A 23,806-nucleotide genomic window follows, 5' to 3' on the forward strand; every position below is an offset into this window, starting at 1 on the left:
GAGGTGTCCGGGTCCATCGCGTTGAGGAACCACAGCCGCCGCTGGCCGAACGACGCCGGAACCACCTCGCCGCGCGGCACGGAACGCAGCGCGGGCCGGCCGTGGACCGTGGAACCGCCCTGTGCGCCGACGAGTCCGGCCTCGCCGAGCGCGGTGGCCAGCTCCGCGACAGTCGGCGCTTCGAACACCGTACGGACGGAGACCTCGGCACCCAGTACGGTCCGGATGCGGCTGACGAGCCGGGTGGCGAGCAGGGAGTGGCCGCCCAGGTCGAAGAACCCGTCGTCGATGCTCACCTGCTCCAAGGTAAGGCCGAGGATGTCGGCGAACACCTGGCAGAGCGTCGCCTCCCGCTCGTTGCGCGCGGCACGCCCGCGGGCCGGGCCGCGGACGGGGGCGGGCAGCGCCGCCTTGTCCACCTTCCCGTTGAGGGTGAGCGGCAGGGCGTCGAGGCGGACGAAGGCGCTGGGCACCATGTAGTCCGGCAGTGCGGCCGCCACCGAGGCACGCACCTCGGACTCCTCCGGCTCCGCATCCGCGGCCGGCACGTAGTAGGCGACGATGCGCTTGTCGCCGGGCGGGTCGGTGCGGACGACGACGGTCGCCTGCGCGACGTCGGTACGGGACTGCAGGCACGCCTCGATCTCGCCGAGTTCGATACGGAAGCCGCGCACCTTGACCTGCTCGTCCGCGCGCCCCTCGAACTCCAGGGCACCGTCGGTGTTCCAGCGGACCAGGTCGCCCGTCCGGTACATCCGCGCACCGGGTTCCCCGAACGGGTCGGCCACGAAGCGGTCGGCGGTCAGATCCGGCCTGCCCAGGTAGCCCCGCGCGAGCCCGGCACCCGACAGGTAGAGCTCACCCGTCACCCCGCGCGGCACCAGCCGCAGATGCCGGTCGAGCACGTAGACGCGCCGGTTGTCGAGCGGCCGGCCGATCGGCACCGAGTCGGGCACCCCGGCGGCACCGCGCATGGTGGAGGCAAGGGCGGTGACGGTGGTCTCGGTGGGGCCGTAGGCGTTGTGCAGGAGCAGTGACGGATTGGCCGCCAGGACGCGCCGGGCCGCGGCGGCCGGGAACGCCTCGCCGCCGACGACCAGTTCGCGTACGCCCGCGAGGGACTCCGGCCGGTCCTCGGCGACGAGCCGGAAGACCGCCGTGGGCATGGCGAGGGCCCGGACCGCGTTCTCCTCGATGGTGCGGGCGAGTTCGGCGACGTCCAGCTCGCCGGGGGGCGAGATCACCAGCTGACGCCCCGACAGCAGCGGCACCCACAGTTCATGGACGGAGGGGTCGAACCAGTGGGCCAGGTGCTGGAGCGCCCGTTCCTGGCCGGGCCCGGACCAGAGCGTGTCGAGGGCGAAGCCGACCACGTTCCGGTGCGGCACGCCGACGCCCTTGGGCTTGCCGGTCGACCCGGACGTGAACATCACATAGGCCAGCTGGTCCGGGCGGACGTGCACGCCCGGGTCCGTGTCGTCCTCCGGCAGCGCGTCCACGCCGACCACCACGGTCGCCGCCCGCGCGGCCTCGTACCCCTCGACATCGGTCACCAGGACGACGACCCCGTTGTCGGCCATCATCTCCGCCTGCCGCTCCAGCGGGCTGCGCGGATCGATCGGCATGTAGGCGCCGCCCGCCTTCAGCACGGCCAGCACGGAGACCACCAGCTCCACCGAACGGGGCTGCAGGACCGCCACCCGGTCCTCGGCGCGCACACCGAGGGCCAGCAGCCGGCGGGCGAGCCGGTTCGCACGCCGGTCCAGCTCGGCATACGTCACCTCGCGGCCCTCGAAGACCAGGGCCACCGCGTCCGGAGCCGCGGCCACCTGCTCCGCGAACCGTGCGGGGATCGACAGGTCCGGCAGCTCACGCGTACGTCCCTGGCCGGCCGCGAGGACCACGGCACGCTCGGCGGCGGGCAGGAGGTCCGCCGTGGCCGGCACGGTTCCGGGGTCGGCGGTGAGCCGGTCGGCCATGGTGCGCAGCTGCTCGGCGACCGACTCGACCTCGGTGGCGGGCACCAGGTCCTCCCGGAAGTGGAGCTGCAGCTCCAGCTCCTCGCCCGGCACCGCGATCACGGCGAGCGGGTAGTGCCCTCGCTCCTCACTGCTCACCGCGGTGAGCCGCAGGCCGGTGCCGGGAAGCTCCGTCGTCTCCGGGGCCAGCGGGTAGTTCTCGAACACCAGCAGGGTGTCGAACAGTTCACCGGTGCCCGCGGCACGCTGGATGTCGGTCGTACCCAGGTGGTGGTGGCCCAGCAGGTCCGCCTGGTCGGCCTGGACACGGCGCAGCAGTTCGCCGAACGAGTGCGCCTCGCCGGTCCGGACCCGGACCGGGACGGTGTTGATCAGCAGGCCGACCATCGACTCGACGCCGGGCACCTCCGGCGGCCTGCCGGACACCGTGGTCCCGAACACCACGTCGTCGTGGCCGGTCCTCGAGGCCAGCAGCAGCGCCCACAGGCCCTGCAGGACGGTGTTGACGGTGACTTCGCAGCGCTGGGCGAGACCGGTGAGCCCGGGCAGCCGTACCGTACGGCACTGCGAGCGGCCCGGCTCCGGCGATGTGGTGCGGGCGGGCCCGGCGAACAGGGTCGGTTGCTCGACGCCCGCCAGCGCCCGGCGCCAGCTGTCGGCGGCGGCGGCGCGGTCCTGGTCGCCCAGCCAGGCCAGGTAGTCGCGGTACCGGGGGGCGGGCGGGAAGCCGGAGACGTCGGCACCGGCGGCGTAGCAGTCGAACACCTCCCGCAGCAGCAACGGCACCGACCAGCCGTCGAGAAGGATGTGATGGTTGGTCAGGACCAGCCGGTGACGGCCGCCGGGCAGCACCAGCAGCGTGAACCGCACCAGCGGCGGCTCGTCGAGCACGAAACCCGCGCGCCGGTCCGCGGCGACGATCCGATCGCTCTCGCGCCGCGCGGCCTCTTCGTCCTCCGCCGACAGGTCGAACACCCGGAAGGGCACCTCGGCGGCGCCGGGCACGAACTGGACGGGGGCACGCAGCCCCCGGTCGGTGAACCCGGAACGGAGGTTGGGGTGACGGTCCAGCACCAGCTGTGCCGAGGCACGCAGACGGTCGGCGTCGAGGGAACCGCTGAGGTCGAGGAAGATCTGCGGGGTGTACGGGTCGGCCCCGCGCTCGTGGTAGGCGGCGTGGAAGTAGAAGGACTCGGCGAGCGGGGGCAGCGGCAGTACGTCGGTGAGGTCCGGTACGGCGGCCACCAGGGTGTCCACCTCGGCCTGGTCGAGCGCGGTCAGCGGGAAGTCGCTCGGGGTGTGGCCACTGGCCGTGCCCGCGGCGTCCCGGAGGACTTCCAGTGCCTGCCGCCACAGCTCCGTCAGCTCCGTGACGTCCCGTTCCCCGAACAGGTCGGCCGGCCAGCTCACCGTGGCGGACAGTTCCGGACCGTCGGCGCCCTCGACGCTGACCGCGTTGATCTCCAAGGCGTGCCGCACCGGGGCGTCGGCCCCGGTGCCGCCGCCGAGTTCGGTCTGTTCCGGTGCGAGCACCCAGTCGTCCGCTCCGGTGGAGGCGGCGATCCGGCCGAGATAGTTGAACGCCAGTTGGGGTGTGGCGAGACCGGCGAACTCCGGAGCCGTCTCCGGGTTGAGGTGGCGCAGCCGGCCGTAGCCGAGGCCCGCGGGCAGCGTCCTCAGATGCTGCTTGACCCGGCGCACCGCGGCGGCCGCCTGCACCGCGGCCTCCCCGGTGGAGCCTGCGGCGAACACGGCGTCGACGTCCACCCCGGACAGGTCCAGGCGGGCCGGGTACATGACGGTGAACCAGCCGACGGTACGGGAGACGTCCAAGGCGTCGACCTGGTCACGGCCGTGGCCCTCGAGGTCCACCAGCAGCGCCGGGGAGCCCTCGCCGTGCCGGGCGCGCCAGTGGGTCACCGCCAGCGCGAGACCGGTGAGCAGCATCTCGTGGGTGCGGGCGAGGTACGCGGCGGGCACCGTGGTCAGCAACGCGCCGGTCAGCGGCGCGGGCAGGGCGAGACGGACACGGCGCTGCGTCGCCGCGGTGTCGGCCGCGGGGTCGACCGGGCGGGCACCGAGCGGGGCCTCGGGTTCGCCGAGGACCGCCAGCCAGGCGTCCAGATCGGCCAGTACGGACGGGTCGTGCGCGCCCTCGGCGACGGCGTGCGCCCAGCGCCGGAAGGGCACCGGCGAGGACTGCTCGCCGGCGAGGGCCGCCGGGCCGGCGGCGAGGTCGGCGGCGAGAATGCGCCAGGACACCCCGTCGACCACCAGGTGGTGCAGGACGAGCAGGAGCCGCCCCTGCTCGCCGGGGCCCGCGTCGAACCACACCACGCGCACCGTGACACCGGAGTCGGGGTCGAGTTCGCCGTGGGCCCGCTCGTGTTCGGCCCGCAGTGCGGCGCGCAGTTCATCGGGACCGCCGCCCGTGACGTCGACGCGGCGCACGCATCCCTCGGCGCTCTGCGAGGGCCGGCCGTCGATGACGGCCCGCCAGGTGCGGCGGCGGACCAGCCGCATCCGCAGGGCCTCGTGCCGGTCGAGGACCGACTGCACCCTGGCGTGCAGGTCTTCCTCGCTCAGGCCCGCCGGGGTGGTGAGCAGCATGGACTGGGCGAAGTCGGCCACCGGGCGGTCGTGTTCGCGCAGCCAGTGCATGACCGGCGTGAGCCGCACCGGTCCGGTCGCCGCGACCCGGGCCTCGCCCGCGCCGTCGGCCGCCTCCTGCCCGACGTGCTCCGCGGCGGCGGCGAGGGCCGCGGCGGTGCGGTGGGTGAACACGTCCTTCGGTGTGAACACCAGACCGGCCGCGCGGGCCCGCGTGACCAGCTGGATGGACATGATGCTGTCGCCGCCGAGGTCGAAGAAGCTGTCGTGCACACCCACGGCGGGCAGCCCCAGCACCGTGGCGAACAGCTCGCACAGGACGCCCTCGCTCGCACCGCGGGGCGCGCTCCGGACACCGGAGGTGGTGAACTCGGGGGCGGGCAGCGCCCTGCGGTCCACCTTCATCCCGTTGTCGCTCATCGGCAGTGCGTCCAGCACCATGACGGCGGAGGGCACCATGTACTCCGGCAGCACCGACGCCGCGTGGGCGCGCAGCACGTCGCCGTCGGCACCGCCGCGCCCGGCCGGGACGACGTAGCCCACCAGACGCTTGACGCCCGGTGTGTCCTCACGTACGACGACCACGCACTGCCGGACCGCGGGATGGGCGGACAACACCGCCTCCACCTCGCCGAGTTCGATGCGGAACCCGCGGATCTTGACCTGGTCGTCCGTCCGGCCGAGGAACTCCAGCTCACCCGAGGCGTTCCAGCGCACCCGGTCACCGGTGCGGTACATCCGGGCGCCCGGCGCCCCGAACGGGTCGGCCACGAACCGCTGCGCGGTCAGCGCGGGACCGTCGAGATATCCCCGGGCCAGCCCCTCGCCCGCGACGTACAGCTCGCCCGGTACGCCCGGTGGCACCAGGTTCAGCGCGTCGTCGAGCACGAAGGCCCTGGTGTTGTACAGCGGGCCGCCGATCGGCGGGGCCGTTCCCGGGCGCAGCGGCCCGCTGAACGTGGTGGCGACCGTGTACTCGGTCGGACCGTAGCCGTTGAGCATCCGGCGGCCGTCGGCGAACCGGGTGACCAGCTCGGCCGGACAGACGTCACCACCGGCGGCGACGGTACGCAGGTCGGGCAGGTCCACCTCGGGCAGGGTGGACAGCGCGGCGGGCGGGATGAGCGCGTGGGTCACCCGGTTCGCGGTGAGCACGTCGGCGAGCGTGGAACCGATCAGCGGGCCTTCGGAGGACACCACGAGCGCGCCGCCCGATCCGAACGCCAGACACAGCTCCAGGATCGAGGTGTCGAAACTGGGGGAGGCGAACTGCAGCACCCGGCTGTCCCGGTCGGCCGCGAACCGGTCCCGCAGGAACGCGGTGAGGCCGGCGAGACCGCGGTGGGGGACGACGACGCCCTTCGGGACGCCCGTCGACCCGGAGGTGTAGATGACATAGGCGGTGTTGTCCGCCGACGCCGCGGCACGGGCGCCGGCGCCCGTGCTGACGTCGGCGCCCGTGCCGGCGCCGGCGGGGCCGGCCGCGGTGTCCGCCTCGGCGAGCAGGTCCTCCACGAGCAGCACCGGACAGGACGACTCGGGCAGCGCCGCGGCGGTCGCCGACGACGCCACCACGAGCAACGGCCGGGCATCGCCCAGGATGTGCCCGATCCGCTCGGCCGGGAAGGCCGGATCGACGGGCACGAACGCGGCTCCCGCCTTGCTGACGGCCAGTTCGGTGACCACGAGATCCACCGATCGCGGCAGCACCACCGCCACCAGCCGCTCCGGCGCCGCACCCCGCGCGGCCAGCAGCCGGGCCAGCCGGCCGGCCCGGTCGTCGAGCGCGGCGTAGCTCAGCCGCTCCTCGCCCGCCAGCACCGCGAGGGCCTGTGGGGCCACGGCGGCGGTGTCCTCGAAGATCCGCGCCAGGGTCCACGCGGGAACGTCGCGGGAGGTGCCGTTCCACTCGGTCAGCAGCCGGTGCCGCTCGGCCGGACCGAGCACGTCGACGGCGCCGATCCGGCCGCCGGGATCGGCGACCGCCGCGCCCAGCACCCGGACCAGCCGGTCGACGATCCCCACCGCGGTGTCCCGGTCGTACAGGTCGGTGCTGTACTCGAGGTGACCGGTCAGCCCGGCGGGAGTACCGTCCGCGGCCCGCCGCTCACGCACCTCGAGGACCAGGTCGACCTTGGTGTACTCCCGCTCCGCCGGCAGCAACCGGACCTCCGCGCCCGGCAGTTCCAGCCGCGGGTCGTCGTCCTGGAGGACCAGCATCACCTGGAACAGCGGGTTGTGGGCCGTCGACCGTTCCGGCCGCAGCCCCTCCACCAGCCGCTCGAACGGCAGGTCCTGGTGGGCGTAGGCGGCGAGATCGCTCTCCCGTACGCGGGCCACCAGTTCGGCGAAGCTGGGATCCCCCGAGGTGTCGGTGCGCAGCACCACGGTGTTGACGAAGTAGCCCACCAGGTCGTCCAGCGCCTGATCGCCCCGCCCGGCCACGACGCTGCCGATCGGCAGGTCCGTACCGCCGCCCAGTTTGGTCAGGACGGTGGCCAGCGCGGCCTGCACCACCATGAACAGGGTCGCCCCCTGGCTCCGGGCCAGCCGGACGAGTCCGCCGTGGAGGTCGGCGTCGATCTCGATCGCGGCCGTGGAGCCGCGGAAGGTCGGGTGCGCCGGCCGGGGGCGGTCGGTCGGCAGCAACAGTTCCTCGGGCAGCCCGTCCAGTGCGCCACGCCAGTACGCGAACTGCCGGGCGGCGAGGCTCTCCGGGTCCTCGTCGGCGCCCAGGACCTCGCGCTGCCAGTGGCAGTAGTCCCCGTACGTGACGGCGAGGGGCGCCCACTCGGGACACCGGCCGTCGAGACGGGCGGTGTAGGCGAGCGAGAGGTCACGGGCGAGCGGGCCCAGCGACTGGCCGTCACCGGCGATGTGGTGCAGCAGCAGAAGCAGCACGTGCTCGTCGTCGCCCAGAGTGAACAGGACGGAACGCAGCGGCAGTTCGGCGGTCAGGTCGAAGGCATGGCCGGTGGCGGCCCGCAGCGCGGCGGGCAACTCGTCCTCGGCCGTGGGGACGACGTCCAGATCCGGTCGTGCGTTCTCCGGGGCCGGCACCACCTGGCGCGGCGCCCCCGAGTCGTCGTCGGAGAAGAGGGTCCGCAGCGGCTCGTGCCGGGCGACCACGTCGTGGAGCGCCGCCCGCAGCGCCTCCGGGTCCAGCGCGCCGGTGATCCCCAGCACGAGACCCATGTTGTACGTCGGGGAGGGGCCCTCCAGCCGGTGCAGCACCCACTGCTGGTGCTGCCCGGACGACAGCGGCGCGGGACCGTCCCCGCCCGCCGGACGCAGCGGCGGGCGGCTGCTCGCCGACCCGGTGCGTTCGAGGAGTCGCAGGGCGGTGGGCGCCTCGAACACGTCCCGTACGGTGATTCCGGCGCCCAGCAGGGTGCGCACCCGGGCGACCAGACGGCTCGCCAGCAGGGAGTGCCCGCCCAGCGCGAAGAAGTCGTCGTCCACCCCGACCCGGTCCACGCCCAGCACCTCGGCGAACAGCCCGCACATCAGGCCCTCGGCGACCGTGAGGGCGGCCCTGCCGGTACCGGGCGCACCGTAACGCGGCGCGGGCAGCGCACGCCGGTCGAGCTTGCCGTTGACGGTGGTGGGCAGCGCGTCCAGTACGACGAAGGCGGCGGGCACCATGTAGGCGGGCAGCGCCTCGGCGACCAGGGCGCGCAGCACCTCGGGGTCCGGGACGGCGTCGGGGGCCGGCACCACGTAGGCGACGAGCCGGTGGTCGCCGGGCGCGGCGGGGTTGTCGTCACGGGCGACCACCGCCGCCTGGGCGACCCCGGGTGACGCCGCCAGCACGGTCTCGATCTCACCGGGTTCGATACGGAAGCCGCGGATCTTCACCTGCTGGTCGACCCGGCCGCAGTACTCCAGCTCGCCCTCGGCGGTCCGGCGCGCGAGGTCGCCGGTCCGGTACATCCGGGTGCCGGGCGGGCCCCAAGGGTCGGCCACGAACCGCTCCGCGGTCAGCCCCGAGCGCCCCAGGTAGCCGTCGGCGAGCTGGACACCCGCCAGATAGAGCTCACCCATGACACCGACCGGCGCGGGCCGCAGCACGGGGTCCAGTACGAGGGCCCGCGTGTTCCACACCGGGCGTCCGATCGGGACACCGGTACGGGGCTCGTCGGGACCGCACTGGTGTGCCGTCACGTCGACGGCCGCCTCGGTCGGCCCGTAGAGGTTGTGCAGTTCGACACCGGACCCGCTGCCCAGCACGGTGCTGAACCGCTCCGCGGTGGGGCTGTTGAGCGCCTCTCCGCTGCAGAACACCCGGCGCAGTCCGGCACAGTCCGCCGGTCGCGCGGCGGTGAGGAACGCGTCCAGCATCGACGGCACGAAGTGCACGGCGGTGATCCGCTCCGCGCCGATCAGACTGCTCAGCGCGGCCGGATCGGTGTGCGCGCCGGGAGGGGCGACCACCAGGGTCGCGCCGGCGAGCAACGGCAGGAAGAACTCCCACACCGACACGTCGAAACTGACCGGCGTCTTCTGCAGGATCCGGTCGGCACGGCCGATCGCGTACTCCTCCCGCATCCACAACAGGCGGTTCACGATGGCCTGTTGGGACACGGCGACGCCCTTGGGACGTCCCGTCGAGCCGGAGGTGTAGATGACGTAGGCCGTGTCGAGGCCGCACAGGGCACCACCCCGCTCGGCGTCGACCGGGGCGTGGGCCGGGGCATCGCCCGGCAGGTCCAGGTCCTCGACCGCCAGGCACGGCACGTCCTGGACCGACGCCGTCACCGGGACCAGCGCGGCGGTCGTCAGGAGCAGCGCCGGACGGGCGTCGGCAACCATGAAAGCGATCCGGTCGGCGGGCAGGCCCGGGTCGACCGGGACATAGGCCGCGCCGGCCTTGTGCACCGCGTACAGCGCTGTGACCAGTTCGAAGGACCGCTCCATCGTGACGGCGACCCGGTCCCCACGACGGACGCCCTCGCCCAGGAGCCGGTGCGCCAGCCGGTTCACCCGCTCGTCGAACTCGGCGTACGTCAGCGTGTTGCCGTCGAACACCACGGCCGGGGCGTCCGGGGTCTCGCGTACCCGCTGCTCGAACAGGGCGGGCAGCGTCGTCGCCGGCACCTCGCGCACGGTGTCGTCCGCGCCGCGCAGGAGTTCCTCGCGTTCGGCCGGGGTCGTGACATCGACGGTGGCGAGCGGACGGTCGGCCGCCGCGCCGACCAGGACGTCGACCACGGCGTCCAGCCGGGCACGCAGGTCCGCGAACTCCCGCTCGGTGAACACCTCGGCGTGCACGTCGTAGACGAGGTTGAGGCCACCGTCCTCAGCACGGCGTTCCAGGGCGAGGGAGAGGTCGTCGGTGGGGACGGTGGACACGTTGCGGCAGAGCGCGCGGAGGCCCGCGAAGTGCAGCGTGGTCCTGCCGAGCACCAGGTTGATCTGCGGGCCGTACAGCCGGCGCGTACTGCCGAGCAGTCCGAGGTCGTGACGCAGGTCCTCCTGGCGGTAACGCTGGTGCCGGACCGTGGCCCGCATGTCGGCGGACACGGCGCGGACCAGTTCGCCGACCGTCGCCACCGCGTCCAGGCGCACGCGCAGCGGCAGGACGTTGGAGATCATGCCGGGGACGGCGTCGCGGACCCCGCCGCGCGCGGCGGCGGGCAGCCCGAGCACCACTTCACCGTCACCGCGCTGCCGGTCCAGGTAGAGCGCGAGAGCGGCGACCGGCAGCACCGGCCAGGCCACCCCGAGTTCCCGGGCGGCGGCCTGCACCGCCTCCAGCCGCTCGGGGGACCAGGTGACGACGGCACGGTGCTGCTCGGTCGGCGCGTGCGGCACATCGGCGCCGAGCGACACCGGCTCGGCGGCGTCGGCCAGGCGCGCCGTCCAGAACGCCCGGTCCCGCTCGTGGTTCGCCGAGGCGCGGTACTCGGCCTCCGAGTCGGACAGGGTGCGCAGCGGCGGGATGCCCGCCTCGGGGACCGGCTGCCCGCCGACCAGCGCGGTGTACACCTCGGCACAGCGCTGCTGGACGAGGAACTGGCCGACGCCGTCCATGAGCAGGTGGTGGTACTGCTGGAACCACACGAACTCGGTGTCGGCCAGCTTCAGCAGCGCGAAGTCGTACGCCGCCGGCCTGCTGACGTCCAGCGGCAGGTCGAGCCGCCGGCGCTGCCACTTCTCGGCGGCGGCAGCCGGGTCCTCGGCGCCGGACAGGTCGACATACGTCAGCGGCGGCTCACCCACCGGCTCACCGACGACGAACACCGGCTCGCCGCCGCTGCCCGTGTCCGACACCCGGCCGCGCAACACCTCCATGTCGGCAACCGTCCGCGCCAGCGCCCGGCGGAACAGCCCGACGTCCAGCGCCCCCGGGATGCGCGTCCCTTCGGCGACCCGGTAGCGAGGATTCGTGGGGTCGATGAGCTGCGCGAACCACAGGCCCCGCTGTCCGGCGGTCAGCGGTACGTCGAAGACGGAAGTGGCGTCCGGCATGGGATCTCCAGGAAGGGTGAACACCGCCGCTGTGCCCTGCCCACCGGCGTGTACGGATGTCGGCCGGCCTGTCGGCGACCGGTTCGGATGTCGGGGCGGCCGGTCAGGATCCGGACGGCGACGTCAGTGCCAGGCCCGCGACCGCGTGACGCTCCTCCTCACCCGCTGTCGCGTAGACCGCGCCGGTCGTGCCGGCGTTGAAGGCGCCGACCGCGGCGACGCACTGCAGCACCCCCAGTGCGCCGGAGCAGGACCCCCAGGCGGCGGTGAGATCGTGGCGCGGTACCTCGGGCAGCCGCGTCGTCCCCGGGGCCCCGCCGGCCGGCACGTGCCAGGCCACCGGCTCCGCGGACGTCACGGCGGCCAGGCCCGCGAGGCAGGCCGCCAGATCCGCGCCCCGCGCGTGCCCGTCGACGCGGGCGAGGGACCGGGCACCGCGCTCGGCCGCGGCCGCCGCGCTCTCCATGACCACGGCGACGGCCCCGTCCAGCGGCGCCGCCCCGTCCCGCAGACTGCGGACCGGCTCCGTGTCGGGTTCGACACCGATCACCAACGCCCGTGCCAGACGGCCCGTTTCGAGCATCGTGGCCGCCCAGCGCATCGCGTCCAGGCCGGATGCCGACCCGTTGCACACCATCAGGTTCGGGCCGCGCAGACCGTACTTGATGGCCACCGACGAGGCGATGACGTTGCTGCACAGCTTCGGCAGGTCCATGGGGCTCAGCTCGTCCGTGGTCGCGCCGCGCAGCGTGTCGATCACGCCCATCACCGTGTCCAGCGTGCCCGTGTTGGAACTGACCACCACGCCCACGGTCTCGGTGGGCACGGTGAACTCGCCCTCCGGGAGGAGGAGTCCGGAATCCCGTAACGCCGCGTGCGCGGCGCACAGCGCGAGTTGTGTCGCCCGGTCCAGGTAACGCAGTCTCCGGTGGCCGCCTCCGCGGCCGAGGATCCGGGTGGTCTCGACGGGTTCCGCTTCCTGCCGCCGCCCGTCGAGCACGGCCTCGGGACGGTCGGCGCCGGGCAGGGTCACCCCGGTGCCGGTGACGACGATCCCCCGGTAGGCGTGACTTCTCATCGGGCTGCCTCCAGTACGGCCACCGTGTTCATGCCGCCGAAGCCCAGGGCGTTGACCTGGGCGATGGTGACCGGTTCACGGGCGGCGGCTCCGGTGACGAGGCGGAACCCCTCGGCCTCCGCCAGGGGTTCGGTCAGGCCGACCACGGGCGGGACCACCCCGTGCCGCATCGACTGGGCGGCGCTGATCAGGCTCATCACCCCGGAAGCGCCCCCGTTGTGCCCGGTCATCGACTTGATCGCCGTCATCAGCGGCACCCCCGCGGCGGCACCGAAGACCTCCCGCGTCGTGGCGGCCTCCGCCTTGTCGTTGAGCCCGGTGCCGGTGCCGTGCAGCATCACCAGATCGACCTCCTCGGGCCTCACCCCGGCCGAACTGTGCGCGGCACGCATCACCTTCGCGAGACCGGCGGGGTCGGGTGCCGTGTCGTGCATCGCGTCGCAGCCCACCTCGACGGCCCGTACGCGGCAGAGCGGTTCGGCGGCGTCGCGGCAGAGCACCACGGCTGCGGCGCCCTCGCCCATCATGAAACCGACCCGGTTGCGGTCGAAGGGCTGCACCCGTTCGGGAATGACGGGGTGCACCCGCTCCATGACGCCTGACATGCTCTCGTTGAGCACATCCACACCGGCGACGACCACGGAGTCCGCCTGGTCGGTGGCCAGCATGTCCACGGCGAGCGCCAGGGCGTAGACGGAAGCCGCGCAGGCGTTGGCGATGGTGTGGGTGTCGGTGGCACCGAAACGTTCCCGAAGCGGAACACCGAAGTGCAGATCCTCGGTCGACATCGCGTCGAGACTGCCGCTGTCGCGCCAGTGCAGTTCGGCCGCGCGCAACTGGCGCAGCCCGCTGCCGACAAGGATCGGCACCTCACGCAAGTCGGTCCCGAGCCCCGCCTGTACGGCGGCCTGCTCGACGGCACGGGCGAGCAACGCGGACGCTCTCCCCGGTACGTCGCGCCCACCGGGATGGTCGTCGATCTGGTAGGCGTACCGTCCCCGGAAAGGTGTCCGGTCGAAACCGCAGAATTCCCGTACCCCGCTGTGGCCGTCGCACAGCTCCGCGAACATCTCGTCGGGATCCGCACCGACCGCGGACACCGCGCCCATCCCGGACACCACCCAACTCATGCAACCCCCCCCGCCCAGCCCGGTCGGCTGTCCCGGCAGTCAGCCTCACCTGTCGCCGCGGGGCGAGCAAACCGTTCTGCAGCAAACTGCCACGCACCGTGCCGTCTTCCCCGGCTGTGACAGCATGACCTCATGTTCACGACGAAGGCCCTGCCCGGCGTGCCGCGTCGGACCGTCCTGGCGGCCCACGCCGTGCCCCTGGTGACGCTGCCCGCGGCGCTGTGGCGGCTCGCCTTCGCGTTTGGACTGCCGGTGTCCGAGATCCCCGTCCCGCACGCCTGGCAGGTGCTGTACGTGGTCGGCCTCGCCGTGATCAGCGAAGGGCTGGCACTGCTCACCCTGGGCCTGGTGCGGCCGTGGGGGGAGACCGTTCCGGGCTGGATCCCGCTGCTGGGAGGGCGCCGGGTCCACCCGCTGGCGGCGACGGTGCCGGCCGTGCTGGGCGGGCTGGTGCTGGCGTTCCTGCTCTACCGGGCGTTCTGGTCCTACTCCACGCACATCGGGCCGGAGGGCACCGGCACACCGGGGCAGTTCGCGCTCCTGCTGGTCTGCTACATCCCGATGCTGTCCTGGCCGCCGCTGCTCATCGCGGTCGCCCTCGCCTACTTCCGGCGCAGGACGGCCACGCCTTCCGCCAGTGATGCCCTCCGGGAAGACGCGGCCTGAAGCGGCGGACGCCGCCGGAACCCGGCGGGCGGCCTCGCCCTCGCGCCAGGCGCGGCAGGAGGAGCGGGTCACGTGCGGCACCCCAGCACGATCGGGGGTGGTGAACTGCTGTGGTGCGACTTCGTATGAGTGAGTTCTGGCGTGTGCGGGTGAGTTCTTGTGGGCTGTTGTGCGTGGGGGGCGGTGTGGTGGACGGGGGTTCGTCTGTCGAATGGGTGACCTTTGCGGGTGGTGGGTCGTTGGTGTGGTGGCGGGTGCGTGTGGTCCGGCATGGAGGGGGTGTTTGCTGTGGGTGGTCTGCGGGAGGTGGCGGCGTCGTTCGTCGTTTCCGGCCCTTCGGGTGTTGCGGTGCGTACTCGGCTGAAGGGTCTCACTCCGGAGGATGAGAAGGTGCTGTGCCTGGTGGGTGCGCAGCTGGGCTCGCTGGCCTCGAAGGACCTCAAAGTGCGGTGCGTGGAGGGGCTGGAGCACAGCTGAACAGCTGAACCGCCCCGGGTTCGGTAGAGATCTCAGTTGGTGGTTGTGATCTGGGGTTTCGTGGTTGTCAGGTAGTAGTTGGTCTCGTACTCGACGGGCGGGACGTGTCCTATCTCACCGTGGAGTCGGCGGTGGCAGTACCAGTCGATCCACTCTGCGGTGGCCAGCTCGATCTGGGAGAGCGTCTTCCATGGCCGTTGCGGCTTGATCAGCTCGGTTTTGAACAGGCCGATCGTGCTCTCCATCAGGGCGTTGACGCTCCTATAGTTGTCAACTCGCCGCGGAGGCCGTCCGCGGGGCGGGTCGGAGCAGGTGGTAGACCTCGCGGATGACGTATCGCTTGAGGCATCGGATGATCTCCCGTTTCGTCTTGCCCTCGGCAGTGCGGCGGGCGACGTAGTCGATCGTGGGCTGGTGGAACCGCATCCGGACGATGACGGTTCGGTAGATCGCGGCGTTCAACTGGCGGTGGCCGCCGTGGTTGATGCGGTGCCTGCCGCTGGTCATGCCCGAGCCGGTGGGCACGGGAGCGATGCCCGCGAGCTTGGCGAGAGCGGCCTCAGACTTGATCCGCTCGGGGTTGTCGCCGGTCACGACGAGGATCTCCGCGGCCGTGTCCACGCCGATGCCGAACGGCTCGAGCAGCTGCGGAGCGGCCCGCTGGACCAGGTCGCCGATCATCTTCGTCAGTTCCTTGGCCTCGGCGTCCAGGTACTGCCATCGCTTGGCGAGCGTCCGCAGGGTGTGGCGAAGTGCGTCCTCGGGTCCTTCCAGACGGCGAGGACGCAGAGCCGCGAGCTGCCGCGCCAGGCTGATCTGAGTCTTGCCGGCAGTCTCCCGGCGCAGGGCGTCCGGGGCATGGACGAGAATCGCCTTCATTGTGACCATCGCTGCCGCACGCTGTTCAACGGCCTGATCATGGGCGATCTTGAGCTGGCGGATCATCTCGGCCTTGCCGTCGGCGGTCTTCGGCGTGGCGGTCGCGAACCCGGCCAACACTGCGCGGGCGGCGTTCTCGGCGTCCGGGCGTCCGGCCTCGACCACCTTGTGGCCGGCCCTGCGCAGGAACGAGGTCAACGTGGCGCCGTAGGAGCCGGTGCCCTCGATCCCGAAGGCCAGAACCTTACCGAACGAGGCGGCCCAGTCCGCCAGTTGCTGGAAGCCGCCGGTGTCGGTGGGAATCGTCAAGGTGGCCAGGATCCCGCCGATCGTGTCCATCACCGCTGCGACGTGCACGTGCTTGTGCGTGTCGACGCCGATCACGACATGCCCGGACCTGGGCTGCTCGCTGTGGTGCACGGTTGGTCCTTCCGGTCGCTAACGTGGGTGTTCACGCTGTCGCCGGTCGGACGGACAGGACTGTCACGGGGACGCTTTGGTGAGTCGGCTCCAGGCTCCTATCAGGTCACGTCCGTCCGGCGGCAGCGCTTGCTGCGTGCCCGGCCGGACGGTCGACAGATCAACGCCAGGACACTCACGGGGTCAGTCATAAGCAAGAGTCAGACCGCCTCAGCCGGGACTACCCGATCCTTGCGGGATCCGGTGCGTAAAGACTGACAGTCGTAGGCGTCGCCGACGGAGCCGATCGAGGCGGCGATGCCGGCCGCGTCCAGGTGTTCGGCAAGTTTGAATCCGCCCTGGCTGCCCGCGTCGCTGTGGTGTATCAACTCGCCGCGAATATAGGGGTGTTCATCGCGGTCGCGTTGCCACAGCGCCATCTCCAGAGCGTCCAGGACGAGCTGGGTCTCCTTCGATGTCGCGGCGGACCAGCCGACGATGCGGCGGGAGAAGGTGTCCACGACGAAGGCGACGTAGACCACCCCGGCCCAGGTCGCCACATGCGTGAAATCCGCGACCCAGCAGCGGTTCGGAGCGGTGGCGACGAAGTCGCGGTCCACCCGGTCCGGTGCCCGCTCGGCCTGCTGGTCCGGGATCGTGGTGATGACCTTCTTGCCGCGGACGGCGCCTGCGATGCCGAGCTCGCGCATGAGGCGTTCGACGGTGCAGCGGGCCACCGCGTGACCCCGCCGGTTCAGCTCGCGCCAGATCTTCCTCGCCCCGTAGACACGGTAGTTGTCGGTGTGGACCTGGCGGATCAGCTCCTTGAGTTCCGCGTCCCGCACGGTACGGGCGGACGGGGTGGCCAGTCGTTTCCTGTGCGCGTAGTAGGTGGAAGGGGCGATCTTGCAGTCGTGCTCGGTGAGCGTTCTGCAGATCGGCTCGACGCCGCCGAAGCGGTCCCGGTGCTCGTCGATGAACGCTACGAGCGTGTGTGTGGCCGGTCGAGCTCGGCCGCGAAGAAACTCGCCGCCGCCTTGAGGATCTCGTTCGCCCGCTTCAGCTCGGCGTTCTCCTTCTTCAGCGCCTTGAGCTGGGCCGATTCCTCCGTCGTCGTGCCCGGGCGCGTCCCGGCGTCGATCTCGTGCTGCTTGAGCCAGTTCCGCAGCGTCTCGCGGGAACCGATGCCGAGCTTGTCCGTGACCGCCTGCAGAGCGGCCGTCTCGTTCGGGTAGTCGTCGCGCACCTCGGCGACCATGCGCACCGCACGGCGGCGGAGCTCAAGCGGGTAACGGGAAGGTCGTGCCATGACTCGATCCCTTTCATGAAATCGAGTCTCCGTTCGACACGGGGCGGTTCAAAGGCACCATCTCCCAAGGCGTCGGGCGCTGCGGCCTGCGCAGATCCCGCTACCGGGGCCTGGCGAAGACCAGCCTTCAGCACCAGCTCACCGGCGCCGCCATCAACCTCGCCCGCATCGACGCCCACCTCACCGAAACACCCCGGGCCCGCACCCGCACCAGCCACTTCGCAGCACTTCGCCCCGCCGACCAAGCCGACGGGGTGAAGCAACAGGGCCCGAATTAACCAACAGCGTCACATGGCGGGGGGCGCGGGGCCCTCACCGGCCCCCAAATTCCGCTTATGATGCACCGGTGTTCGATTCCCGGCACATCAAGACGTTCCACGAGGTGGTCAAGGCCGGTTCCTACTCGGCCGCCGCCCGCGTCCTGGGCTACACCCAGCCGGCGATCACCCAGCAGATGAAGGCCCTCGAACGGGACGTCGGCACGCCCCTGTTCGTCCGCGTGGGCCGCACCATGCGGCTGACCGAGGCCGGCGAGGCGCTGGCCGGACACGCGACGACCATCCTCGACTCCATGTCGGCCGCCCAGGAGCAGATGAACGCGCTCACTCGGCTGCGCGCCGGCCGGGTCCGCCTCTGCGCCTTCCCGAGCGCCAACTCCACCCTCGTACCGGAGACGTTGGCCCGGCTCACGGCGGCCCATCCGGCCATCCGCATCGACCTGCTGGAGAACGAGCCGCCCGAGTCGCTGCGCCGCCTCGCACGCGGCGAGTGCGACGTGTCCCTCGCCTTCACCTACCCCGGTCTGCACGAGCAGGTGCCCGACGACCTGGTGGAGATACCGCTCCTCGAGGACCAGCTGACCGTACTGCTCCCCGCCCGGCACCAGTTGGCCCGCCGCAGGGTCGTACGGCTCACCGACCTCGCGGGCGAACGCTGGATCGCGGGCTGCCCGCGCTGCCGCGCCAACCTCCTCCACGAGTGCGCGGAGGCCGGCTTCGTACCGGACATCGCCTTCATGACGGACGACAACCTCGCCGTGCAGAGCCTGGTCGCGGAAGGGCTGGGGGTCGCCATGGTCCCGTCACTCGTACTGAACTTCATGCGCCACGCGCATGTCGCCGGGCGCCCGCTGCAGCCCGCCACGCGGCGTAAGATCTCCGCGTACGTGCTGCGGGAACATCTGCGCGTGCCCGCGACGGCGCTCGTGCTCGACGAACTGCGGACGGTCGCCGCGAACAAGACCGGCTGCTGACACCGGCCCCCGTCGCCCGCCCCGCATCCATAAGCACCGCTTGGGACCTGCGAAGAAAGCGTCGTTGGACGTCATGGTCGCCGGGTCCGACGCTGCCTGTATGACACCGGCATCCACCGCCCCGGGCGCCTTCACCGCCGCCCGCACCACCGAACGGCTCGACGCCCTGATCGCCGACGTGCGCGCGGCGGTCGGGCGCGGACTGCCGCCCGATCTGACGGCGTACCTGGTCGGCGAGCGCCTCGCGCCGTACCTCGGCGCCGCCGACCTGCTCACGGACGAGCAGCGTGAGAGCGACCCGGTCCGCTACCGCCAGCATCTGCTGCACGCCGAACACGACGGCAGCTTCTCCGTGGTGGCGCTCGTCTGGCTGCCCGGCCAGGGGACGTCCGTGCACGACCACGTCTCCTGGTGCACCACGGGCGTCCACGAGGGGCAGGAGCACGAGCGGCGCTACCGGCTCGTGCCCGCCGCCGGCACGGAGCGCACGGCGCGGCTCGTCGCCACCGCCGACGTGGTCAACGCACAGGGCGAGTTCTGCGGCTTCGCGCCCCCCGGCGACATCCACCGGGTGTGGAACGCCGGGCCCTCGGCCGCGATATCCCTGCACGTCTATGGCGCCGACATATCCCGCCTCGGCACCAGCGTCCGGCGCGTCTACGACGTGCCGGCCGACCGCTGATGGCCCTCCTGCGGGAGCGCCCGGCCGCCTCGACGGGCAGCGGACCGGCAGCCGCCCGCCGCCGGCACGGGCTCGCGCTCGCGGTGCTCGGCGTCGCCCTCGCCTGGTCCGTCCACCGGCTGCTGCCCGCCGTGCCCCTGCTCACCGCCTCCGTGGTGCTCGGCGTCCTGGCCGCCCATCTGCCCCGGCTGCGGGCGGCGGTGCGCGGCCCGGCCCGGCCGGGCCTGTCATACACCGCCAAGCGGCTGATGCGTGTCGGGATCGTGCTCCTCGGGCTGCAGCTCGGCCTCGACGACGTACGCCGCCTGGGCTGGGCGACCGTGGCCATGGTGCTCGTCGTCGTGACGGCCACCCTGCTCGGGACCTGGTGGCTCGGGCGGCGCCTGGGGCTGCCCGGCGATCAGCCGCTGCTGGTCGCCACCGGATACGCGATCTGCGGGGCCTCCGCGATCGGCGCGGTGAGCGAGGCGACGGACAGCGAGGAACGGGACGCCGCCACCGCCGTGGCGCTGGTGACCCTCTGCGGGACCCTCGCGATCGTCGTACTGCCCCTGCTTCAGGGCCCGTTGGGACTCGGAGACGCGGAGTTCGGCCGCTGGGTCGGGGCCGGCGTGCACGACGTGGGCCAGGTCGTCGCCACCGCGCAGACCGCCGGCGGCCCGGCACTCGGCGAGGCCGTGCTCGTGAAACTGATGCGGGTGGCGCTGCTCGCCCCGCTGGTCGCAGTCGTGGCGCTGTCCGTACGGCGCCGCAGGCGCAGCGGGACGGCCGGCTACCGCGACACCGGCCGCAAACGGGTGCCGCTGGTGCCGCTGTTCGTCGTCGGCTTCCTCGTCGCGGTGGCGGTGCGCAGCACCGGTCTGGTGCCGGCGCAGGCACTGGACGCCGCCCGCACCGCGCAGGAACTGCTGCTGGCTGCCGCCCTGTTCGGGCTGGGCAGCGCCGTCGACCTGCCCTCGCTCACCCGCACGGGCGGCCGCGTGGCACTCCTCGGACTGTCCGCCTGGCTGGTCGTGGCGGGCGTGTCGTACGCCGGGGTGCTGCTCGTCGCGAGCTGAACCGGAGGTGTCTTCTGTTGTGCCCGGGGCCGGGACTCCCATGGCGTCACGGCTACGGTCGCATGTGGGGTACGACGTGGCCGGTCGGCATCCCGGCTGCCCCGGGCACACTCGGAAGCTATGCCCGCCGGCCGGGCGCCGCCTATAGGGAACCGGTGATGTACCTATACGCAAAGAATCGGCCGGACCGCCCGGCCCGCTCCGCAGGGCTCATTCCGGGCGCTGCGAGCGGGTCCGCGAAATGCTCTGCCGGGACTGCGACTCCAGCTTCCGCCGGGCGCGGGACACATGCTGCTCCACCGTACGCGGCGACAGATGCAGCGTCGCCGCGATCTCCCGGTTGGTGAGCCCGGTCGCCGCCAGGTCCGCGACCTCCTGCTCGCGCGGCGACAACTGGTCGCCGTAGCTGGGGCGGCCGCGGGGCCGCTGCTCGTCGGCGGGCTGGTGGGACCGCAGCTCCGCACGGAAGCGGGCCGCGTCCCACACCGCGCCCAGCTCGGTCAACTGGGCGACGCACGAGGACAGTTCGGCGACGGCGGCCGCGGTGTCCGTCCCCGACGCCAACTGGCAGCGGGCCGCTCCCTCGGTGGCCAGGACGGTGGCGTACGGGCGGGTGATGCCGGCGTAGAGCAGAGCCGCCCGGCGGTACAGCTCCGCGGCCTCCGCGTGCTCGCCGTCCGCCTCGGCGATGAGCGCGCGGCACCAGTTCAGGGCCGCCGACGAGGCGGGCGCCTGGCGTCCTTCGAGACCCACCTCGTACTCGAGGACCATGCCGTGCGCCGTGTCGCGCCGGTCGGCGCGCAGCGTCGCGTCGACGGCCCAGGGCGCGAGTTCGGCGGCCCACACCCACACGCCCTTGTCCCTGATCCTGTCCCAGGCCATCGACGCCTCCGCCACGGCGGACTCGACGTCGTCGCGGACGAGGGCCATCCGGATCAGCGCCCCGGACGCGGTCGCCACATGCGGCACGGCGGTCCCGTCCGTCTCCCGCGAGCCCTCACCGGCCAGCCAGGCCGTCGCCTGCTGCCACTCGCCCCGGGACAGCGCCATCAGCCCCAGCACCGTACGGCCGTCGACGGCCTGCCCCGGCATGGTGTCGGCCTCGGCCACGAACGCGCGGGCCCGGGCGGGCAGTTCGGACCAGTTGCCCTCGGCCCAGTCGAGCAGCAGCAGGGTGCCGCGGGCGCCCTGCTCGACGTACGAGGCGCCGCTGCGGGTCGCCAGCTCCACGCCCTCGGCGAGCAGCCCGCGCGCCGGGCCGAGCTGACCGAGCCAGAGCGCGCCGTCGGCCGCGTTGCACAGGCCACGGGCGACATGCTGGCGGCAGGCCGGGTCCTCCGTCTCCCTCGGCAGCTGCTCCAGCACCTGCCAGGCCGACGGGTCGCCTATGTACATCAGCGTGCCGGCCCGGTTGGCGGCGACCGCCGTGGCCGCCTCCTCGTCGCCGCTGTCCGCGCCGGCCTTCTCCGCGCGCTCCAGCCAGTACAGGTTCCGCTCCAGCGGGACCGTCGACAGCAACGGCATGGCCAGCGCGGCCATGGCCCTGGCCGCCATCACCGGCCGCTCCTGAAGCTCCTCCACCGCCTGCTGGAGCTCCAGCCAGCCCTGTATGCCGGCGACGGCCTGGTTGCAGAGCAGCAGCCCCAGGTCGAGCCGGATCTGGCCGCGCACGGCGGGCGGCAGCGACTGCTCGTCGAGGATCTGCCGCAGCATCGACACCGTCTGGTCGCTGCGCAGCCCCAGCACCGCGCTGTGCGCCAGCAGCGGCGCGAGCCTGGCGCGGGCGGCGGGCGGCACCGCCGGACGGGACAGGGTCCGCTCGAGAAGGTCGATCGCGGCCTGGTGGTCGCCGGCCGCCGCGCACTGCAGCGCCGCGTGCTCCACGGCCCGCAGCCACGCCTTCACCTGGCCGCCGTGGCGGCGGTGGCGGGCCAGCGGTACCCACGGCACCGGATGCCGGCGGCCGAGCGCGGTGGCCGCCCTGCGGTGCATCTCCCGGCGGACCGGGCCGGGGACCTGCCCGTACACGGCTGCCGCCGCCATCGGGACGAAGAACCCGTACCGGCCCTCGCCGTCCTCCCGCAGCACCCCCGCGCGCAGCGCCACGACGAGGGCGTCCCTGCCGTCGTCGTGGCCCAGGCCGGCCACCGCGGACAGCTCCTCCGCCTCCACCGGCTCGTCCAGCACGGCGGCCGCCCAGGCCACCGGCCGTATGTGCTCCGGGAGTTCGGCGGTCCGGCCGAGGGCCAGCTCGGCGAGCCGGGGCGGTGCGCCCGCCGCGTCCAGGTCCCTGACCAGGAACCGTTCCCGGCCGTCGCCCGACTCGCGCAGCAGCCCCACCACGTCGGTGACGACCTGCGGCACACCGCCGGAACGTTCGACGATCCGCGTGATCAGATCGGCCGGGCAGCGGCTCTCGCCCAGCCCGTTCGCCACGAGTGCGCGCACCTGCCCGGCGTCGAACGGCCCGAGCCGCAGCCGCAGCACGGCGAGGCTCGCGGGGAAGTGGGCGCCCCTGCCGAGCACGAGGCCGGGCTCCGGCAGCTCCTCGGGGCGGTAGGTCACGACGGCGGTGAGACCGTCCGGCGGCCGGTCCACGAGCCTGCGGAGCAGTTCGAGCGCCGCGCCGCCGGCGCGGTGGACGTCCTCGGCGAGGAGCAGGAACCGCTCACCCCGTCCGAGCAGCGGGGCCAGGGCGGAGGACAGTTCGGCGGCCCGGGCGTCCTCGGGGCAGGCGGTCGGCGGAGTCGTGACCTGCGGATTCGTGACCTGCGGATTCGGGACCCGCGGGTTCCCGGTCCGTGGCGCTGCTCCGGGCTTCGCATCGGGCGCCGGGCGGTCGACGGTGACGCCGTACGACGAGAACGAGACGGTCACGATGGGTACCGAGCGGTTTACAGCGGCCCCGACGAGGCGGCTCGCGAGCCGGGTCTTGCCCGTCCCGGCCGCCCCCTCGACCAGCAGCAGCGAGGTACCGCCCGGGCCGGACCTCCGGCCGGCCGGCGCGGACAGCGCCCGTTCCAGCCATCGGTCCGCCGATTCGTCACTCGACGTGTCCACCGAATCACTCTCCTCGGTGTTTCCCGGGCATTTCGATTCTTTACGTATACGGGTTTCAGTCTCCCTGATTGAACACGAGGTGTCCGGATACGAGTGTTGGGGTGCCGCAGAAGATCTGCATGGCTTTCGACGGCCCGGTGAGATCGACGCTCCCGGCTGCTGGACCTGATCAGGGCGACGCCGCCCGACCGAACAGGAGCCCAAGTGATTGCCATAGAACGTGCCCCGAGCCCCGCCCCGCGGCGGCCCGGGCCCACCTCCGCGCTGCGAAGCCTGGCCCACTGTGCCATGCCGGCTTCGCCGGAGGCCGCGCGCGCACTACGGCGCTTCGCCCGGGCAGTCGCACGCCGATGGCGGCTGGCCGAGCACTTCGACGAGGCACTGTCCGTCATCGTCACCGAACTGGTCACCAATGTGGTGCTGCACAGCGGCAGCCCCTGGGTGTCCACGGTGATCGCCGTCCGGGGAGACGCGCTGACGGTCGAGGTGATGGACGGAGGATGCTGGAAACACCGGGTGAGCCGCCGCCAGGAACCGCTCGACGCGGACGTCCGCTGCGGGCGCGGGCTGCGCCTGGTCGACGCGTACGCGACACGGACCGTGACCCACCGGATGGAGCGGGGCAGCGCGGTGCTCGCCGAGATCGCGCTGCACGGAACGCCGCCGCCGGTCGTACGCGGCCCGCTGCACGCGTTCGACCCGCACCTGTGACCGCGCCGGACCCGCACCTGTGACCGCGCCGGGCGCGGCCGGCGG

13 protein-coding genes and 2 pseudogenes are annotated in these 23,806 nt (G+C 72.8%); 7 read left to right on the top strand and 8 right to left on the bottom strand.

Translation table 11 applies throughout. The features are described 5' to 3' along the window. The 3 genes from ACWD01_RS22720 to ACWD01_RS22730 form a co-directional block, all read right to left on the bottom strand. Positions 1-11,060: amino acid adenylation domain-containing protein (locus tag ACWD01_RS22720; RefSeq protein ID WP_451164573.1), on the bottom strand; the 11,060-nt coding region annotated here is incomplete at its 3' end. Between the two features lie 103 nt (positions 11,061-11,163). Further along, positions 11,164-12,138, bottom strand: coding sequence for a beta-ketoacyl synthase N-terminal-like domain-containing protein (locus ACWD01_RS22725; RefSeq protein ID WP_451164575.1), 975 nt, complete (start codon positions 12,136-12,138; stop codon positions 11,164-11,166). Beyond that, entirely contained in the window at positions 12,135-13,268 is a 1,134-nt protein-coding gene (locus tag ACWD01_RS22730; protein WP_451164577.1) for a beta-ketoacyl-[acyl-carrier-protein] synthase family protein, read from the bottom strand. The genes ACWD01_RS22725 and ACWD01_RS22730 overlap by 4 nt, the downstream gene beginning before the upstream one ends. A 132-nt stretch (positions 13,269-13,400) precedes the next feature. Between ACWD01_RS22730 and ACWD01_RS22735 the strand changes: the two genes are divergently transcribed. Next, complete coding sequence (locus tag ACWD01_RS22735) at positions 13,401-13,934, top strand: hypothetical protein (protein WP_451164579.1); 534 nt, start codon at positions 13,401-13,403, stop codon at positions 13,932-13,934. Positions 13,935-14,222: 288 nt separating this feature from the next. Continuing rightward, positions 14,223-14,405, top strand: a pseudogene (locus ACWD01_RS22740) (IS200/IS605 family accessory protein TnpB-related protein); the annotation flags it as partial. Between the two features lie 38 nt (positions 14,406-14,443). Here the strand turns inward: ACWD01_RS22740 and ACWD01_RS22745 are convergent. The 4 genes from ACWD01_RS22745 to ACWD01_RS22760 all read right to left on the bottom strand — a co-directional run bounded on the left by ACWD01_RS22745 (position 14,444) and on the right by ACWD01_RS22760 (position 16,998). Then, positions 14,444-14,656, bottom strand: coding sequence for an IS3 family transposase (locus tag ACWD01_RS22745; RefSeq protein WP_451164581.1), 213 nt, complete (start codon positions 14,654-14,656; stop codon positions 14,444-14,446). Between the two features lie 25 nt (positions 14,657-14,681). After that, positions 14,682-15,710: an IS110 family transposase gene (locus ACWD01_RS22750; protein WP_451164583.1), complete on the bottom strand. Its 1,029-nt coding sequence runs from the start codon at positions 15,708-15,710 to the stop codon at positions 14,682-14,684. A 200-nt stretch (positions 15,711-15,910) separates the two neighbouring features. Continuing rightward, complete coding sequence (locus ACWD01_RS22755; protein WP_451164699.1) at positions 15,911-16,666, bottom strand: IS3 family transposase; 756 nt, start codon at positions 16,664-16,666, stop codon at positions 15,911-15,913. 5 nt (positions 16,667-16,671) lie between these two features. Beyond that, the gene (locus tag ACWD01_RS22760) at positions 16,672-16,998 is read right to left on the bottom strand and encodes a transposase (RefSeq protein WP_442836407.1); all 327 of its coding nucleotides are present in this window, start codon (positions 16,996-16,998) and stop codon (positions 16,672-16,674) included. A gap of 50 nt (positions 16,999-17,048) precedes the next feature. Here ACWD01_RS22760 and ACWD01_RS22765 point away from each other — a divergent pair. The 4 genes and pseudogenes from ACWD01_RS22765 to ACWD01_RS22780 all read left to right on the top strand — a co-directional run. Then, positions 17,049-17,276: pseudogene (locus ACWD01_RS22765) on the top strand (transposase); the annotation flags it as partial. 68 nt (positions 17,277-17,344) lie between these two features. Next, positions 17,345-18,250: a LysR substrate-binding domain-containing protein gene (locus ACWD01_RS22770; protein WP_451164585.1), complete on the top strand. Its 906-nt coding sequence runs from the start codon at positions 17,345-17,347 to the stop codon at positions 18,248-18,250. Between the two features lie 100 nt (positions 18,251-18,350). Beyond that, the gene (locus tag ACWD01_RS22775) at positions 18,351-18,932 is read left to right on the top strand and encodes a cysteine dioxygenase (RefSeq protein WP_451164587.1); all 582 of its coding nucleotides are present in this window, start codon (positions 18,351-18,353) and stop codon (positions 18,930-18,932) included. After that, positions 18,932-19,990: a YeiH family protein gene (locus tag ACWD01_RS22780; RefSeq protein ID WP_451164589.1), complete on the top strand. Its 1,059-nt coding sequence runs from the start codon at positions 18,932-18,934 to the stop codon at positions 19,988-19,990. Before ACWD01_RS22775 ends, ACWD01_RS22780 begins: the two co-directional genes overlap by 1 nt. A gap of 210 nt (positions 19,991-20,200) precedes the next feature. On the opposite strand, the gene ACWD01_RS22785 is transcribed toward ACWD01_RS22780, so the two are convergent. Next, a complete protein-coding gene (locus ACWD01_RS22785; RefSeq protein ID WP_451164591.1) occupies positions 20,201-23,050 on the bottom strand; it encodes an ATP-binding protein in 2,850 nt (949 codons plus the stop codon). A 288-nt stretch (positions 23,051-23,338) separates the two neighbouring features. Between ACWD01_RS22785 and ACWD01_RS22790 the strand changes: the two genes are divergently transcribed. After that, complete coding sequence (locus tag ACWD01_RS22790) at positions 23,339-23,761, top strand: ATP-binding protein (protein ID WP_451164593.1); 423 nt, start codon at positions 23,339-23,341, stop codon at positions 23,759-23,761. Positions 23,762-23,806 lie beyond the last annotated feature (45 nt).

Source organism: Streptomyces sp. NPDC002835, from assembly GCF_053591995.1.